This is a genomic window from Flavonifractor sp. An112 (genome assembly GCF_904377885.1).
GTDB lineage: Bacteria > Bacillota > Clostridia > Oscillospirales > Oscillospiraceae > Flavonifractor > Flavonifractor avicola.
Map to the genome: position 1 here is coordinate 1 of NZ_CAJFGT010000089.1, position 14,909 is coordinate 14,909.

Annotated in this window: 14 protein-coding genes; 4 read left to right on the plus strand and 10 right to left on the minus strand. The window is 59.9% G+C overall.

Features of this window, described 5'->3' with window-relative positions; genetic code table 11:
* Window positions 1-125: 125 nt before the first annotated feature.
* The 5 genes from IHN22_RS11400 to IHN22_RS11420 all read right to left on the minus strand — a co-directional run bounded on the left by IHN22_RS11400 (window position 126) and on the right by IHN22_RS11420 (window position 5,563).
* A complete protein-coding gene (locus IHN22_RS11400; RefSeq protein ID WP_191435450.1) occupies window positions 126-746 on the minus strand; it encodes a toprim domain-containing protein in 621 nt (206 codons plus the stop codon).
* Window positions 747-748: 2 nt separating this feature from the next.
* Window positions 749-1,174, minus strand: a complete 426-nt coding sequence (locus IHN22_RS11405; protein ID WP_191435452.1) for a toxin-antitoxin system antitoxin subunit — start codon at window positions 1,172-1,174, stop codon at window positions 749-751.
* A gap of 5 nt (window positions 1,175-1,179) precedes the next feature.
* Window positions 1,180-2,217, minus strand: coding sequence for a DNA polymerase III subunit delta (gene holA, locus IHN22_RS11410; RefSeq protein ID WP_087188679.1), 1,038 nt, complete (start codon window positions 2,215-2,217; stop codon window positions 1,180-1,182).
* Between the two features lie 12 nt (window positions 2,218-2,229).
* Window positions 2,230-4,533: a DNA internalization-related competence protein ComEC/Rec2 gene (locus IHN22_RS11415; RefSeq protein WP_300986527.1), complete on the minus strand. Its 2,304-nt coding sequence runs from the start codon at window positions 4,531-4,533 to the stop codon at window positions 2,230-2,232.
* A 130-nt stretch (window positions 4,534-4,663) separates the two neighbouring features.
* Window positions 4,664-5,563, minus strand: a complete 900-nt coding sequence (locus tag IHN22_RS11420) for a DMT family transporter (RefSeq protein ID WP_087188681.1) — start codon at window positions 5,561-5,563, stop codon at window positions 4,664-4,666.
* Between the two features lie 63 nt (window positions 5,564-5,626).
* On the opposite strand from IHN22_RS11420, the gene IHN22_RS11425 reads away from it, so the two are divergent.
* Together IHN22_RS11425 and IHN22_RS11430 are read left to right on the plus strand one after the other, a co-directional pair.
* Window positions 5,627-6,211 carry a DNA-3-methyladenine glycosylase gene (locus IHN22_RS11425; protein ID WP_191435454.1) on the plus strand — a complete coding sequence of 195 codons (585 nt, stop codon included), beginning with the start codon at window positions 5,627-5,629 and terminating at the stop codon, window positions 6,209-6,211.
* Window positions 6,208-6,840: an HAD family hydrolase gene (locus IHN22_RS11430; protein ID WP_191435455.1), complete on the plus strand. Its 633-nt coding sequence runs from the start codon at window positions 6,208-6,210 to the stop codon at window positions 6,838-6,840. Before IHN22_RS11425 ends, IHN22_RS11430 begins: the two co-directional genes overlap by 4 nt.
* A gap of 36 nt (window positions 6,841-6,876) precedes the next feature.
* Here the strand turns inward: IHN22_RS11430 and IHN22_RS11435 are convergent, their stop codons facing one another.
* Complete coding sequence (locus tag IHN22_RS11435; protein ID WP_191435457.1) at window positions 6,877-9,309, minus strand: ATP-dependent helicase; 2,433 nt, start codon at window positions 9,307-9,309, stop codon at window positions 6,877-6,879.
* Between the two features lie 383 nt (window positions 9,310-9,692).
* Between IHN22_RS11435 and IHN22_RS11440 the strand changes: the two genes are divergently transcribed.
* The gene (locus tag IHN22_RS11440) at window positions 9,693-10,037 is read left to right on the plus strand and encodes a GNAT family N-acetyltransferase (RefSeq protein ID WP_300986533.1); all 345 of its coding nucleotides are present in this window, start codon (window positions 9,693-9,695) and stop codon (window positions 10,035-10,037) included.
* Window positions 10,038-11,354 carry a sodium-dependent transporter gene (locus IHN22_RS11445; protein ID WP_191435459.1) on the plus strand — a complete coding sequence of 439 codons (1,317 nt, stop codon included), beginning with the start codon at window positions 10,038-10,040 and terminating at the stop codon, window positions 11,352-11,354.
* 45 nt (window positions 11,355-11,399) lie between these two features.
* Here the strand turns inward: IHN22_RS11445 and spoIIR are convergent, their stop codons facing one another.
* Genes spoIIR through thrH form a run of 4 tightly spaced genes read right to left on the minus strand, consistent with a single transcriptional unit; the run spans window position 11,400 to window position 14,896 of the window.
* Window positions 11,400-12,032, minus strand: coding sequence for a stage II sporulation protein R (spoIIR, locus tag IHN22_RS11450; protein ID WP_191435461.1), 633 nt, complete (start codon window positions 12,030-12,032; stop codon window positions 11,400-11,402).
* Window positions 12,033-12,086: 54 nt separating this feature from the next.
* Window positions 12,087-12,968, minus strand: a complete 882-nt coding sequence (gene ispE / locus IHN22_RS11455; RefSeq protein WP_191435463.1) for a 4-(cytidine 5'-diphospho)-2-C-methyl-D-erythritol kinase — start codon at window positions 12,966-12,968, stop codon at window positions 12,087-12,089.
* Between the two features lie 11 nt (window positions 12,969-12,979).
* Window positions 12,980-14,254 (minus strand): DUF1015 domain-containing protein, encoded by a 1,275-nt coding sequence (locus IHN22_RS11460; RefSeq protein ID WP_191435464.1) that lies wholly within the window; start codon window positions 14,252-14,254, stop codon window positions 12,980-12,982.
* 39 nt (window positions 14,255-14,293) lie between these two features.
* Window positions 14,294-14,896: a bifunctional phosphoserine phosphatase/homoserine phosphotransferase ThrH gene (gene thrH, locus IHN22_RS11465; RefSeq protein WP_087271169.1), complete on the minus strand. Its 603-nt coding sequence runs from the start codon at window positions 14,894-14,896 to the stop codon at window positions 14,294-14,296.
* Window positions 14,897-14,909: the final 13 nt, after the last annotated feature.

The window sequence follows — 14,909 nt, forward strand, 5'->3', positions numbered from 1 at the left end:
GATCTCTTTCCGCAAGGCCGTCCAGGTTCCCCTCGGTTTCTTCCGATTTTGGTCAGATTTTCATGCCCTCTCGCAAGGCGCTCAGATAGAATATCACTCCCACCCCCATTTGTCAACACCTTTTTTCACTTTCCGCCCTTTTCTTTTTCCGTCCCGGATTTTTGGACAGCAGACACCAGGTCCTCATAGGAGAAAAGCGCATTCAGTACCTCCAGCATGGCATTGGGAGACAGATGCCCCGGCAGCCCCAGCTGCTTCATCAAGGCCTGCCTGCGCTCGGCTGATCCAGCCCCTCCAGACAAACCCAACAGCATCAGATCCGCCTTGGTGATGGCTCGTCCACAGCGTACCGGCGGAGCATCTTCTTCCAGAAAGGTAGCCCCCGCCCGTCGGAGGGCCTGTTCCAGTACCTGGGGACGCATCCCTTCCACGCCCAGCTTACCCTCTTTTCCCGGCGTGCGCTTCCGACGCTCCTTGCCCAGGATATCAGGCACATAGGCGTGTTTCACCTGTTCCGGCGGAATGCTGCCCTTGAGAAAACTGCGGATGACAAAACCAGCCCCATCCGGATCGGTGAGGATGATAAGGCCCCGCTCCGCCGCCAAGCGGCGGAACAGGGCCAGTTTCTCACTGTTTTTAAATACACCAAAGCCGGAGGTCTCCACAATAATGGTATCCACCATCTGAGAGAGGGTATTCTTATCATAACGCCCCTCTACCACAATAGCCTCTTTGATCCGCAGCATACTCAGCTCCAGTGCAGGCAGGCGTATCCGACGTGCCAGCCGTCACCCAGGTCTTCCGTGTACAGAACACCGGGCCGGGCACTGCCCCGCCAGGGTTGCTGATGGACATTCAGGCGATCCAGAGGCTGATCGGACAGCCAAGCCCGTGCCGCACCGTTGCAGAGACACACAGTCAGCGCACCATCCTCCAGGCGGACCGCCTCCACCTCCAGGCCATCCAGCGGTTGGGTACTCAATCCCTCCGAGGGCAGTTCCCCCGCCTGGGCCGCCTTCCGCAGAAGCTGCAGCTCGTCCCTCCGCACCGCCAGCAGCTTGCGGACCTGCTCACGGATGATCTCCATCTGATTCTTTCTGCGATTGGCGGTCAGATACCACCCCGCCGCGCCGGCGGCGGCAAGCGCCACGCCAAAGATCGCACGCTTTTTCATTATCATCAGGCTCCTTTCTTTACGGCCAGCTCCATCAGCAGGCCAGTCAACAGTTCTTCTCCATCCGCGCCGGTGGATTTCATGGCCAGATCAACCTCACCACAGCGGATCACCGCCCGGCGGCACCAACCCAGAGAAAACCGCCGGGCTGACTGCATCATCCGTTCCGCCGGATAAGCCGAGCGCAGTCCCCACAGCTCCATCAAATAGCGGCTTCCCTTCCTGTGTTCCAGGGCCAGCCGGGCTGTATAGAGCTGCCGCAGCTGCTTGCCCAGGGCCGCCAGCAGCTTAATGGGAGGCTCCTGCATATGATAGAGGTCCCCCAGCACTGAGGCCGCCTTGTCAAAGTCTCCGGCGGAGATGGCATCGGTCATCTGGAACACCACCGCGTCAAGCTGGGGCGTGGCCACAGCGTCGATATCCTGTCGGGTAACCCGCCGGTGAGAGGCATAAGCGCCGATCTTGCCGATCTCCGAAATCAGAGTGTGCATCAGATCTCCACACAGGAAGATAAGATACTTGGCGTCCTCAGTACCGATATCATGGTCCATGGCCCGGAAACGCCGGGCGATCCAGTCCACCAGATCCCCCTGCTCCTGCCGGTTGAAGGGCACTACACTGCCTTTCTCCTTGATAACACCGGCCAGCTTGGTACGGGCGTCTGATTTATATTCGATCAGGTCATACACAAAGACCAGGCACACATAGTCGGGCAGATCCTTCAAAATGGCGGTAAGCCCCTCCTTGTCCCCCTTAAAGAGATCGTAATCATTGACTACGATCATGGTACGGGGACTCATCATAGGCAGGCAGTCCACCGTCTGGGCCAGAGCCTTCAAATCAAACTCCTTACCCTGGATCACATGGTAGTTGAAGGCCTCCATTCCCGGAGGCAGCAATTTCTGCTTCATTTGTCCCAGATAGTAGTCACGCAGATAGGCCTCCTCGCCATGAAACACATAGAGGCTGCCCAGTGTGCCGCTTTTCAGATCCTGTTTCAGCTTCTGATAGGCGGCAGTATCCGGTTTTCCCTTTGGCGGCATGGTATCTTCTCCTTATTCCGCAGTAATGGTAACGGTCCCCGACCAGTCTGTGCGGTAGATCTGGCATCCGTGCTGGGACAGGCGGGCCAGGGTCTCCGCCGCCGGGTGACCGTAAGTATTGTATCCAACTGATATAACAGCCCATTCCGGCTGTATGGCCTGGAGCAATTCGTCCGACGAGGCGTATTTGGAGCCGTGGTGGCCTGCTACCAGCAACTCTGTATCCGGCAGGTCTCCGTATTTCACCAGCCGTCCCTCCACGGTGGTATTCATATCACCCGTAATCAGAACGTCAAATTCCCCTGCACTTCCCAGCACTGACAGGCCCTCTTCATTGCTGCCGCCGCTGCCCAGGGGCGGGTAGATCTTCAGGCTCGTCTCTCCCAGCTCGGCGGTGGCCCCATCGGTGACCAACAGAGTCTCCACTCCATGGGCTTGGGCGGCAGCCTCCACCTCTGCCCGCAGGGCACTGTCCGGCTCCACGTCAGGCAGAATCAGCAGTCCAACGTCCATCCGCTCCAGCAGTTGAGGAATTCCGGATGCGTGGTCGTCGTGATAGTGGGTGAGGATCACCAGGTCGATGTGGCTCAGGCCCAGAGACTGAAAGTAATCCGCAGCGGTATTTCCCGCATCGTAGCCGCCGCAGTCAACCAGCGCGGTCTGCCCCCGGGAATAGAGGGCCACGCTGAGCCCCTGACCCACATCCAACACCGATACGGTCAGCCTTCCGCCGGTGAGGGCAGCAGCCTGGAGGATCAGGGCGCCACACAGGGTGGACGTACTGAGACACAATGGCACCACCCCCCGCCCTCTTGGACCTCGCCAAAGCACCCACAGAAAAATAAGTCCATAAGTCAGAGCCATCCACAGAATCAGATAGATGGAATGGACGGCCACCGAGGCAAAGGGCAGTCCTGCCAGGGCTGCGGTAAGCCACTGGAGATACCACACCGGCAAGGAGACCACCCAGGCCATCACCGTGGCCACGGCAGGCAGCACAAGCCCCACCAGCGCCGTCACCAGCCCACCCAGGAAGGCATCGGACACCGCCCACAGGGAGAGCAGATTGGTAAGAGGTGAAATAAGCGTTACGCTGCCAAAATAGAAGGCCATCAGAGGCGTGGTGAACACAATGGCCCCCAACGTGGTGGCAACAGTGGCGATAATCACCCGGGCCACCCGGCAGCCCAGTTTGAGCCAAAAGTTCTGGGGCTTGCGGGGCAGTCTGCTCTCCCACTTCTCACACAAAGGCCCGGTAAACAGAAAGATACCGGCCACGGCGGCAAAGGACAGCTGGAGGGACACGCTGGCGGCGGCATAGGGATTGACCGCCAGCAGTATCATCAGCACGGTACTGAGGCTGGTAGGCGGATCATTCTCCCGGTCCACCAGCGGCGCAATCAGGAGCAGGGCCTGCATCAACGCTGCCCGCTGGACCGAGGGGGTGTTGCCCGCCACAGCGCTGAAAAAGAAAAGCAGGCCGATGCCCACCACTGCCGACAGCCGCCTGCGGCGGCCCAACAGAGTAGTAATCAGTCCGGCCAAAAAAGAGACATGGAGGCCGGAGACTGCGATCACATGGGCCAGTCCAGACCGGCGCAGGGCACTGTACACCGCCTCAGGCAGTTCCGTCTTGTCTCCCGTCAGCAACGCGGTGACCAAAGGCGCGGTACTATCCGGAAAAGCTCGGTCCACGCTGTCCTTCAGCGCCCCACTGAACAGGGCGGGCCAGCAGCCCACCGGAGTCTGTTCCGGCCGTTCCGCCGTCCATTCCTTCCCGCCGCTGCCGATGAGGAGTACCCCTTTGGCATAATAGTAGCTGGTAGTCTCCCCCGCCATAGTGTCTGCCATACGGAAGGAGGCGGTCACTGTCAGCCGGTCGCCAGGCCGCAAACCCATGGCCTCTTCCCCATTCAAATAAAGCAAGGTCTTGACCGGACTTCCATCGTCCCCATAGACCTCCGACATAACAGAAGTGCTGTAGCTGTTCTCCTGAGGCCAATCGGTAACCAGAGCCGTAACCGTCGTCTCTGTGCCGTTCAGCCGCAGCGCAGGTACCCGTACCAGAGCGCAGTATACTCCCGTCCAACACAGGCCCGCCGCCAAACCGAAGCAGATCAGCAGCGTCCGCAGACGGGCTTTGCCCCGAAGGAACAGTCCGGCCAGGGCTGCCAAACCACAGCACGCCCCCGCCGGCACCAGTATGGCTTCCGGCAGCAGATAAACCGCCAGAAACACCGCGCCGGAAAAGGCGGCGGCAAACCAGGCCAGCTTACGCATAGGGCATCCCAGCCAGGCAGCGGATAGACTGAACATACATGGTCATCACCTTATCCATGATACCAAACTGAGCCATACAGCGCAAGACATGACTCCATGCACAGTCACAAAAAATGCAGAACAGCCCCCGCCCTTCTAGGGCAGGGGCTGTCTTTCTATCTGGTTCTTATTTCTTCCGCAGGAAAGAGAACTTGGTCTCGGAGCAGATCACGCCCACAAAGATCAGGGCAAAGCCCACCAGCATCAGGGCGGTAGGCTGCTCATTGGCGAAGATCATGGAGAAGATCACACCGAAAGGAGCCTCCAGAGACAGGAGGACCGCCGCGGTGGAGGGGGCGGTGTACTTCTGGCCGATGTTCTGGAAAAGCAGTGCGCCGCAGGAAGCGAAAATCACCAGGTAGGCAAGGCCAAAGATCAGATCGCCGTTGAACACCTCGGGGCTCACCGAAGTTCTGGTAACCAGCACGCCGATCCAGGAAAACACGGCAAAGCTGGCAAACTGGAGGGTGGTCAGGATGAAGATATCCCGGCCCTCGGAGAACTTGGACACCGCCACGATATGGGCGGCAAAGAAGAAGCCGCCGATAAGGGTAAGTACATCACCCATATTGAAAGCGGAAGCATTGTCGCCGGTAACTGACACCAAGCCGATGCCGATGATGCACAGCAAGGCTGCGATCACATTGAACTTGTCCGGCCGGCGCTTGGCCACGATCCAGTAGAGGAAGGGGACAATGACGCAGTAGACCGCAGTAAGGAAGGCGTTTTTGCCGGGGGTCGTCTGTTCCAGGCCGTAGGTCTGGAAGGCGTAGGCCACAAACAGGCAGAAGCCCATTACTGTGCCGCCAATCAGGTAGTGGCGGTCCATCACCTTCCATCGTTTGATAAAGACCACCGCCAGCACAAGAGCGGCAAAACTGAATCGAATGGCCAGCAGCCAGAAGGTGGGCAGCACATCCACGCTGCTCTTCATCACTACAAAGGAACTACCCCAAATAATCGTAGCGAGGATAATCAGCGGGGTGGCGAACTTGGCCAGGACACTGCTTTCATTGGTTTGGCTCATGGTTGTACCTCTCCTTTACCTATGGTAAAATAAAATGTAATCCCAACAAAGGGGGGCATCCAAATGAAACCGCTGGATCGGACCTTTTTTGCCCGGGACACCTTGGATGTGGCCCGAGATCTGCTTGGAAAACACCTGGTCCGGATATGGAACGGGGAAACGCTGGTGGGTCGCATTACAGAAACCGAGGCCTATATTGGCCGGTGCGACAAGGCCTGCCACGCCTATGGCTACCGCCGAACCGCTCGGACCGAGACTCTCTTTGCCCCGCCTGGCACCGCATACATCTACCTGATCTACGGGATGTACCACTGTCTCAACTTTGTGACCGAGGCGGAAGGGGAGCCTGCTGCCGTCCTGCTGCGGGGTCTGGAACCGGTGGATGGGTTGGCTCGTATGAGCCTCAACCGCTTCGGCAAAATGCCCGGAGAGCTGACTTCCTATCAAAAGAAGCACTTTCTGGATGGACCGGGCAAGGTGTGCAAGGCCCTGGCTCTTACCCGTGCCCAAAATGGTCTGGACCTGTGCGGCCAGGAGTTGTTTCTCTGTGATGCAGGCGAAACACCCTCTGTCATCCATACCGGCCCCCGTATCGGCATCGACTACGCCGAGGAGGCCGTTCAATTCCCCTGGAGGTTTTATGTATGATCCTGTTTGACTTTGACGGCACCCTGGTGGACTCCAACGGCGTGTGGGAGGAGGTGGACAACACCTTCCTGGCCCGCCGGGGGCTGACCCCCACCCAGGAGTACAGCGAGACGGTGGGCCACTCCATCTTCCCTCTGGCCGCCCAGTTCACCATCGATTACTACCACCTGGACACCACGCCTCAGGCCATCATGGACGAGTGGACCCAGCTGGGCCGGGAGGCCTACCTATCTCAGGTCCCCGCCAAACCGGGAGCTCTGGCCTTTCTGGACCAGTGCCGGCGGCAGGGAGAGTCCATGGTCCTGCTTACCGCCTGTGTGCCCGAATTCTGTCAGGCCGCCCTGAAGCGGCTCAATATGGAGAACTACTTCTCCCGCCTCATCTTCGTCCAGGAGCTGGGTATGCTGAAGAAGGACCCAGCCACCTTTGCCCATGTACTGAAAGAGCTGGGAGCCACACCGGAGGAGAGTATCCTCTATGAGGACTCCCCCGGCGCCTGCGCTGCCGCCAAGAAGGCGGGGCTGACCGTAGTAGGGGTGTACGACCCTTTTTACGCCCGGTACGAGGGCGAATTGAAGGAGTTGTGCCACCAATACATTTACAGCTTTACGGAATTGCTCCAGCCGTAGCATTTCTCCGGGCCGCCTTCCGGCGGCCCGGTTTTCTTATACCTTGGTCATATACTGGGAGGCAGATTTCAGCATCAGCTTTTTGGTACCCACGCTGTCGAAGGCGATCTCCACCAGAGCGTCGCCGCCCATAGGGGTCACCTTGGTGATCAGGCCCTGACCAAATGCCTTGTGCCGCACCGTATCCCCCATACGGAAGGCTCCGCTGGACGGGGCAGCCTGGTTTGCAGCAGGCGCCGCAGCGGGCTGAGCTGTCGGAGCCGTATGGCCCAGGGAGAAGCCGTGGTCGAAAGTGCGACGCACTGGCGCGGTCTTGCGGGCAGGCCGCTCCCCCTCACCCCGCTCGCCGTAGGGCAGGCGGCCGGACTTCTCCACCAGTTCCGGTGGAATCTCCCCCAAAAAGCGGGAGGGACGGTTGGAATTGGTGCGGCCGAAGAGCATACGCTGGGAGGCACAGGTCATATACAACTTCTCCTTGGCCCGGGTCATAGCCACATAGCACAGCCGCCGCTCTTCCTCCATCTCCTCTGGCTCACCGATGGCACGGATGCCGGGGAAAATGCCCTCTTCCACGCCTACCACAAAGACCACCGGGAACTCCAGGCCCTTGGCAGAGTGCATGGTCATCATGACCACGCAGTCCTCGCTGGAGTCGTGGCTGTCAATGTCGGTATAGAGGGCGATCTCATCCAGGAAGCCTGCCAGAGAGGGCTCCTCCACCGCATTGTCCAGGTAATTCTGGATGGAGGTAGCCAGCTCCCGCACGTTCTCCAGCCGGGTGCGATCCTCAATGGTCTTTTTCTGCTCCAGCATGACGGCATAACCGGTGCGTGCCACTACCTCTTCGTAGAAGGCAGGCAGAGGCAGCTCCCGGGACAGCTTTCGCAGATCGTCCATCAGTTCCACAAACTGGCCCAGCTTGGGAGCCGCCTTCTGCAGCTCCGGCCAATCCTTGGCGTGGCTGATGACCTCCCACAGGGACCTGCCCTCAGCCTGGGCAATGTTCTGCGCCCGGTCCACGGTGGTGGCGCCGATACCGCGGGGCGGATTGTTGATAATGCGGGAGAGCCGCAGATCGTCGCCGGGGTTGTTCACGGCGCTCAGGTAGGCCAGCATATCCTTGACCTCGGCACGGTCAAAGAACCGGATGCCGCCGATGATGCGGTAGGGAATACCGTTGCGCTTGAAGGCCTGCTCGATCTGGTTGGACTGGGCATTCATACGGTAGAGCACCGCGTGATCTTTCCAGCTGCGCCCGGCGGAAAAGCCTGCCAGGATCTGAGCCGCCACATACTGGGCCTCGTCGTGCTCATTCATGGCGGTATAGCACTGGATCTTCTCGCCCTCTTCGTGCTGAGTCCACAGTTCCTTGCCCTTGCGGCCCTCGTTGTTCTTGATAACTGCGTTGGAAGCCTCCAGAATGTTCTTGGTGGAGCGGTAGTTCTGCTCCAGCCGGATCACCCGGGCGCCCTTATACTGGCTTTCAAAGGAGAGGATGTTCTCAATGGTGGCGCCCCGGAAGCGATAGATGGACTGGTCGTCGTCACCCACCACGCAGATGTTCTCATAACCTCCCGCCAGAGTGGAGGCCAACAGATACTGCAGATTGTTTGTATCCTGATACTCGTCAATGAGGACGTAGCGGAATTTCTTCTGGTAGTAGGTCCGTACCTCCTCAAACCGCTGGAGCAGGCGTACCGTATCCAGGATAATGTCGTCGAAATCCAGGGCATTGGCTTCCTTCAGCCGCCGCTCATACTCCACATAGATCTTGGCCATCTTCACCAGGCGGAAGTCTCCCGCCTTCTCGCACTGGGCCAGATAGTCCGCCCCGGACAGCATGGCATCCTTGGCCCGGGACAGGTAGCCCAGTACCATGCGGGCGGAGAAGGTTTTGTCGTCCAGGTCAAAGTCCTTTACGATGTCCTTGATGACCCGCTCGGAGTCGGCGGTGTCGTAAATGGTGAAGGAGCTGGTAAAGCCCAGTCGGTCGATGTCCCGCCGCAGGATACGCACGCAGGCGGAGTGGAAGGTGGAAGCCCACACGTCGTTGGCGGCGGGGCCCAGCATCCGCTCCAGCCGCTCTTTCAACTCTCCGGCAGCCTTGTTGGTAAAGGTGATGGCAAGGATGGACCAAGGCACGGCCGGGTCCAGGCGGCACAGCCGCTCCTGCTCTCCTTTCTTCTCCGGATCGGGGCGGGCCACATACTCCTCCAGGAAGGCCAGATCCTCCGGCGTCACCCAGGCAGGCACTTCGTTGGAATCGGAGCCCCGGCCGTACTTCATCAGGTTGGCGATGCGGTGGATGAGCACCGTAGTCTTTCCGCTTCCCGCTCCTGCCAGCAGCAGCAGAGGCCCTTCAGTGGCCAGAGCCGCTTTCCGCTGTTCCGGATTCAGATTTCCAAACTCCAGTTCGATGGCCGCCCGCCGGGCCTTGCAAAAGCGCAGTTCCTCTTGGGTATTCAACATATCGTTTTCCTGTCTCCTTGGCAATGGGAGAGCCGCCCACAGGTGGACGGCTCCCTTTTTTGGTATCTCTATTGTATCGAAAAGCGGCGGCCAGGTCAACCACCCCCAGGGGATTCTTTTTACCGTGATGGGCTCTTTAAAGTGCTATAACTTTATAGTGCAAAAGTCTTAAGGATGTGATATAATGTGCCTCGCGTGCAATGCATCGGAAGGGAGAGGGTTGGGATGCGCCGTTTTGTTTTTCGTTCCCTCCGGCTGGGGTTTCTGGCCTGTGATCCGGCGCTGGCAGGTCCGGCGGCAGCATTCTACCGACGCAATCGGGCAGCTTTTGCCCCCTTTGATCCGGTCCAGCCCGAGGAATTCTTTACAGTTTCCGCTTCCTGTTGGTCCAGCCCCGGCATCCCGGTAAAATCATCGGGCTGGCTGGTCTCAACGAGATCGTGCGGGGGGCCTTCCAGTCCTGCTTCATCTCCTACAAGCTGGACCACACCCTCTGGGGACAGGGCTACGGCTCGGAAGCCATCGCCGCTCTGACGGAGTGGGGCTTCCGCAATCTGGGGCTCCACCGGGTGGAGGCCAACATCATGCCCCGCAATCTTCTCTCCCGCCGAGCGGCGGCCAGAGCCGGTTTTGAGGAGGAGGGACTGGCCAAACGCTATCTCAAGATCAACGGGGTATGGGAGGACCATATCCACATGGTACGCAGAAACGAAGAGGAGGATCTCTGAATGGAACACAACAAATCCGGCGGTAAGTTTACCAGCTCACTGGGATTTGTCCTGGCAGCGGTAGGCTCCGCCGTTGGCATGGGCAACATCTGGCTTTTCCCCTATCGCATGGGACAGTATGGCGGCGGCGCCTTTCTGATCCCCTATTTCATCTTTGTGGCCCTGTTCAGCTATGTAGGCCTGTCCGGCGAGTTTGCTTTGGGCCGGCTCACCGGCACCGGCGCCATGGGCTCTCTGGATTACGTCATGAAATCCCGGGGCAAGAAGGGCGGCAAGATCCTGGGCATCATTCCCCTGCTGGGCGTGCTGGGCATCGCCATCGGCTACTCGGTGGTGGTGGGCTGGGTCCTGCGGTACACCGCCGGCTCTGTCACCGGCTCCATCCTGGTCGGGGATTCCCAGAGCTTTTTTGACGCGCTGGCTGTCAACTTCGGTTCCGTCCCCTGGCACCTGATCGCAGTGGTCTTTACGGTGGTCATTCTGATTTTCGGCGTGGCTTCCGGCATTGAGAAGCTGAGCAAGTTCATGATGCCTGCCTTCTTTATTCTGTTTCTCATCATTGCCATCCGGGTGGCATTCCTTCCCGGCGCGGCAGAGGGCTACCTCTACCTGCTCCGGCCCGACTGGAGTTACCTGCTTAAGCCGGAGACCTGGGTCATGGCTATGGGACAGGCCTTCTTCTCCCTGTCCATCAACGGTGCCGGTATGCTGATCTACGGCAGCTATATGAAGAAGGACGAGAGCATTCTGCGCCACGCGGGCATGACCGCCCTGCTGGATACTCTGGCCGCCCTGCTGGCGGGCTTTGCCATCATCCCCGCCGTCTTTGCCTTCGGCATTGATCCCACCAGCGGCCCCTCCCTTATGTTTGTCACCCTGCCTCAGGTCTTTGGGCAGATGCCCGGCGGCCAGATCTTCGCCCTGCTCTTCTTCGTGTCGGTGTTCTTCGCAGGTATCACCTCTCTGATGAATATGCTGGAGGCCTGCGGCGAGGCTCTCAGCTCCACCGTCAAGCTCTCCCGCCGGGCCGCCGCGCTCATTGTTGGCGTGGTTACCTTCGTGCCCGGCCTCTTCCTGGAGTCCCTGGCAGGCATGGGCAGCTGGATGGACCTGATCACCATTTACGTCTCCCCCTTCGGCGCCCTGCTGGTGGCGGTGTTCATCTACTTCGTACTGCGGGTAGACACCATTAAGGACGAGCTGGCTCTGGGCGGAAAGGGCCGCCCCGGCACGTTCTTCACCGTTACCGCCCGTTTCTATGTGCTGGTGGCGGCAGCTGTGTGGGTGCTGGGCATCTACTACGGCGGCATTGGCTGATCTCATATAAAAAGACAGGCTCGGCTTACAGCCGAGCCTGTCTTTTTATCCGCCTGTGATCCAGTGCTGGAAGCCCTCCCACAGCTCAATGGCCTTGAACTTCACCACATACCCCTCGTCCTCTCCGGTGATGAGGGACACCTGGTCCTGGGTAAAGCCGTCGCTGAGGGCGGTCTGGGCCGCCGTCTCACTGACCAAACCCAGGCACAGGGGGGGAAAGAGCACGCACCACCAGTTCTGACCGGCGCCTTCGCCAATCACCACCCGCAAGGCAGTATACTCTCCGGCGGGAAGGGCAAAGTCTGTGTACTGCTTGGTGGGAAACCAGTAGTTGTCCTCCAGGGAGACCGTCACCGGATACTGATACCCCTCCTCCGCCACCTGATCTGCTCCGGCAGCTGCTATGTCGGCCAAATGTTCTGTCAGAACCTCTCTGGTCTCTTCCAAGGTGGCCCCAGGCACAAAATAATCCGACGCCGCGCCCAGCACCCGGTCCCTCACCTTCAGCTTCAGTGCCTGGTCAGCCTCCGAGTCGGAGTTGGCCAGCACATGGAGCCGGATCACCTGATCGGACAGGGCCGCCTGACTCCGGTCCAGCCAGACCCCTGCCAGAGCCGCAATGGCCACACCCAGCAAAAGAGCCAGTTCCCATCGCCGCAGGGTCTTGCTCTGTTTCATAAAAAATCACCGTCCACATTGGTTTGTCTCCATTGTGGACGGTGATTTTTGATTTTATACCTGTTCCAGCAGATTTTCCACGGTCTGCACCAGAAATGTCTCTTGGTACTGTTCCTTCAGCGCGTCAAAAGCACTTTTGGCCCGTTCCTCGTGGTCAAAAAGTCCGAACACAGTGGGGCCAGTACCGCTCATGGAGGAGCCAAGGGCGCCATGCTGGATCATCACATTTTTAATGGCGTCAATTTCCTGGGCACGGCGGCTGGGCAGAGCGTCCTCGAATACGTTATACATCCGCCGGGCTACCCCGGGCAAATCGCCGCTCTTCAGCGCCGCAATCAACCCGGCCGTATCAGGCCGCCGGCGAATCCGGCAGCCGTCCAACGTACGGAACAGCTCCGGCGTGGACACCGAGAAAGCGGGCTTGCACAGCACCACCAGGCAGGACGGCAGAGGGGGCAGATCGGTGAGTATCTCCCCCCTGCCCTCAGCCAGGGCGGTGGTTCCCCGGACGCAGTAGGGCACATCAGAGCCCACCAGGGCGCCGATCTCCTCCAGCCGCTCCCAGGACAGGCCCAGGCCCAGAAGACTATTCAGCCCCCGTATGACGGCGGCGGCATCGGCGCTGCCCCCCGCCATTCCGGCACACACCGGGATGGTCTTGTCCAACTTGATGGATAGTCCGCCGTGGTCCACCCCTGCCGCTTCGCATAGCCGCAGGGCGGCAGCGGCGGCCAGATTGCTCCCGTCGGCGGGCAAAAAGCCCAGGTTGCTCTCCATGCGCAGGGGCTGCCCGGTGCCGGTCTCCAGCCGGAGGGTATCGGTAAGCCCCACCGTCTGCATCACCATCCGCATATCGTGGTAACCGTCAGGCCGCTTTCCCAGCACATCCAGGGACAGATTCAGTTTGGCGTAGGCCTTGACCTCCAGGACTGCCATGAGACTCCTCCTTATCGGATCTTGCGCGCCTCCAGATAAAAGCGCTTGTCATGGGCCTCGCCCATAGAGAAGGTCTTGCGGGGCAGGGCCCCGTCGTGGATCACAGTGGGGAACAGCTGGTCCTTCCCCATGGCAGGCAGCAGGAAGGCCAGGTTGCCCGGCCGGGCCGCCAGGGTACGGGCCACATCGGCCCCGTGGATATAATCGATACGTCCCCCCTGCTCCTTCACATAGGTATCCAGGAAGGGCTGAAGGGTGCCCACCTCCATCTGGGCGGTGGGGTTTGGCACGGTGACTGCGCCCTGCCCGCCTGCGTGAACATAGCGGAGAACGTGGCCCTCCCCCTCACCCCGGAAAGCGCCGGGGAAAGCCTTTACCAGGGCATCCACCACCTGCTCCGGCTCTACGCCGAAGAGCACCCTGTGGATGGCCTCAAATTCCAGGGCTGGATCGTGGAGGTTCACCAGTTCGCACAGGGCGAAGCGGGCAGGCAGGCGGCTCCACTGCTCTTTGGGAGTCAGTCGCTTCTGACGCTCATAGCACTCCTTGGCTGTGGCCAGGGAGTGGTTGCCGTCACCCACGGCAAAGGCCATGACCTCCTCCGTGCCGTATTTGGCCCGGAAGGCGGCTGGGTCAGCCAGGGTGGACAGTGCGTCGGCCACCAGGGCCATACTCTCTTCATCCAGCAGCCAGCCGGTGATGTGTCCCCCACGCTCCATCAGGTCAAAGTCATACACCTTCTGCATTCTGTCTTTCCGCTGGGCCAGAGGTTCAATGACCGTTTTCTGGGGATCGTCGGTCAGCAGCATAACGTGGGGCAGCTCCAGGGGGGCGTTCTTCCGCACTGCCACCCGGGGCGGAATGCGGGACATGACGGTACCCTCGGTGGCCCGCACGGCGGCGCCGGAGCCGGGCTCATAGTCGTACTGCTCCAGATCCACCATGCCCACCAGGCCCCGGCGCACCTTCAGGTTGTCCAGCCGCCGCTCCACATAGATGAGGGCGTTGGGGAACTCCTGAAAGCGCTCCTCCCGCAGGTAGCGGGTCATGGTATTGTTGACTTCCATAATATCGGTCTCTACATTGGGACCGTCCAGGCAGCTCTCCGGCAGGATGAGCCGCAGGGCGGAGGGCGCGGAGCCCACATACTCCTCCACCCGCTGCCAGTAGTCCGGCTGGGAGGTATACTGATCGCAGGCCACCACCGACCACTTGCAGTATTCGCAGTCCCGGGGCAGCAGGATGTCCGCCGGCCGGAAGGCCAGTCCCTCAAATTGCCGCAGCATATTGCTCACTCACTTCCAGACATGAAGTTTGGGTGGTACTCAGTCCATCGCGTTCCGGATGGCGGCCAGCAGATCGGGGAATTCCTCGTAGGCGGGCAGCTCCGGATGATCGGCCTTGATCTGGTCGGTGCTCTTGAAGAGGAAGCCCGCCTTGCTGGCCTGGATCATGCCCAGGTCGTTGAAACTATCCCCAGCGGCGATGGTGTCGTAGCCGATGGACTGGAGGGCCTTCACCGTGGTCAGCTTGGACTGGGGGCAGCGCATCTGGAAGCCGGTGATGGTACCGTCGTCGGCCACCTCCAGGGTGTTGCACATCAGAGTGGGCCAGCCCAGCTTTTTCATTAGGGGCTGGGCAAACTGTTCAAAGGTATCGCTGAGGATGATCACCTGGCTGAAGGAGCGCAGCTCATCCAGAAATTCCTTGGCCCCGGGCAAGGGATCGATGGTGGCAATGGTATTCTGGATCTCCTTCAGGCCCAGTCCATGCTCTTTCAGAATATTCAAACGGAACTGCATCAGCTTGTTGTAGTCAGGCTCGTCCCGGGTGGTGCGGCGCAGCTCCGGGATGCCGGTGGCTTCGGAAAAGGCGATCCAGATCTCAGGAACCAGGACCCCCTCCATGTCCAGACAGGTGATGTACATGGAGGGGGTCCTG

Bases quoted from the DNA above. Each gene is read 5' to 3' on its own strand.
- IHN22_RS11400 (WP_191435450.1), bottom strand. From the start codon at position 746: ATGCTGCGGATCAAAGAGGCTATTGTGGTAGAGGGGCGTTATGATAAG.
- IHN22_RS11405 (WP_191435452.1), bottom strand. From the start codon at position 1,174: ATGAAAAAGCGTGCGATCTTTGGCGTGGCGCTTGCCGCCGCCGGCGCG.
- holA (WP_087188679.1), bottom strand. From the start codon at position 2,217: ATGCCGCCAAAGGGAAAACCGGATACTGCCGCCTATCAGAAGCTGAAA.
- IHN22_RS11415 (WP_300986527.1), bottom strand. From the start codon at position 4,533: ATGTTCAGTCTATCCGCTGCCTGGCTGGGATGCCCTATGCGTAAGCTG.
- IHN22_RS11420 (WP_087188681.1), bottom strand. From the start codon at position 5,563: ATGAGCCAAACCAATGAAAGCAGTGTCCTGGCCAAGTTCGCCACCCCG.
- IHN22_RS11425 (WP_191435454.1), top strand. From the start codon at position 5,627: ATGAAACCGCTGGATCGGACCTTTTTTGCCCGGGACACCTTGGATGTG.
- IHN22_RS11430 (WP_191435455.1), top strand. From the start codon at position 6,208: ATGATCCTGTTTGACTTTGACGGCACCCTGGTGGACTCCAACGGCGTG.
- IHN22_RS11435 (WP_191435457.1), bottom strand. From the start codon at position 9,309: ATGTTGAATACCCAAGAGGAACTGCGCTTTTGCAAGGCCCGGCGGGCG.
- IHN22_RS11445 (WP_191435459.1), top strand. From the start codon at position 10,038: ATGGAACACAACAAATCCGGCGGTAAGTTTACCAGCTCACTGGGATTT.
- spoIIR (WP_191435461.1), bottom strand. From the start codon at position 12,032: ATGAAACAGAGCAAGACCCTGCGGCGATGGGAACTGGCTCTTTTGCTG.
- ispE (WP_191435463.1), bottom strand. From the start codon at position 12,968: ATGGCAGTCCTGGAGGTCAAGGCCTACGCCAAACTGAATCTGTCCCTG.
- IHN22_RS11460 (WP_191435464.1), bottom strand. From the start codon at position 14,254: ATGCTGCGGCAATTTGAGGGACTGGCCTTCCGGCCGGCGGACATCCTG.
- thrH (WP_087271169.1), bottom strand. From the start codon at position 14,896: ATGTACATCACCTGTCTGGACATGGAGGGGGTCCTGGTTCCTGAGATC.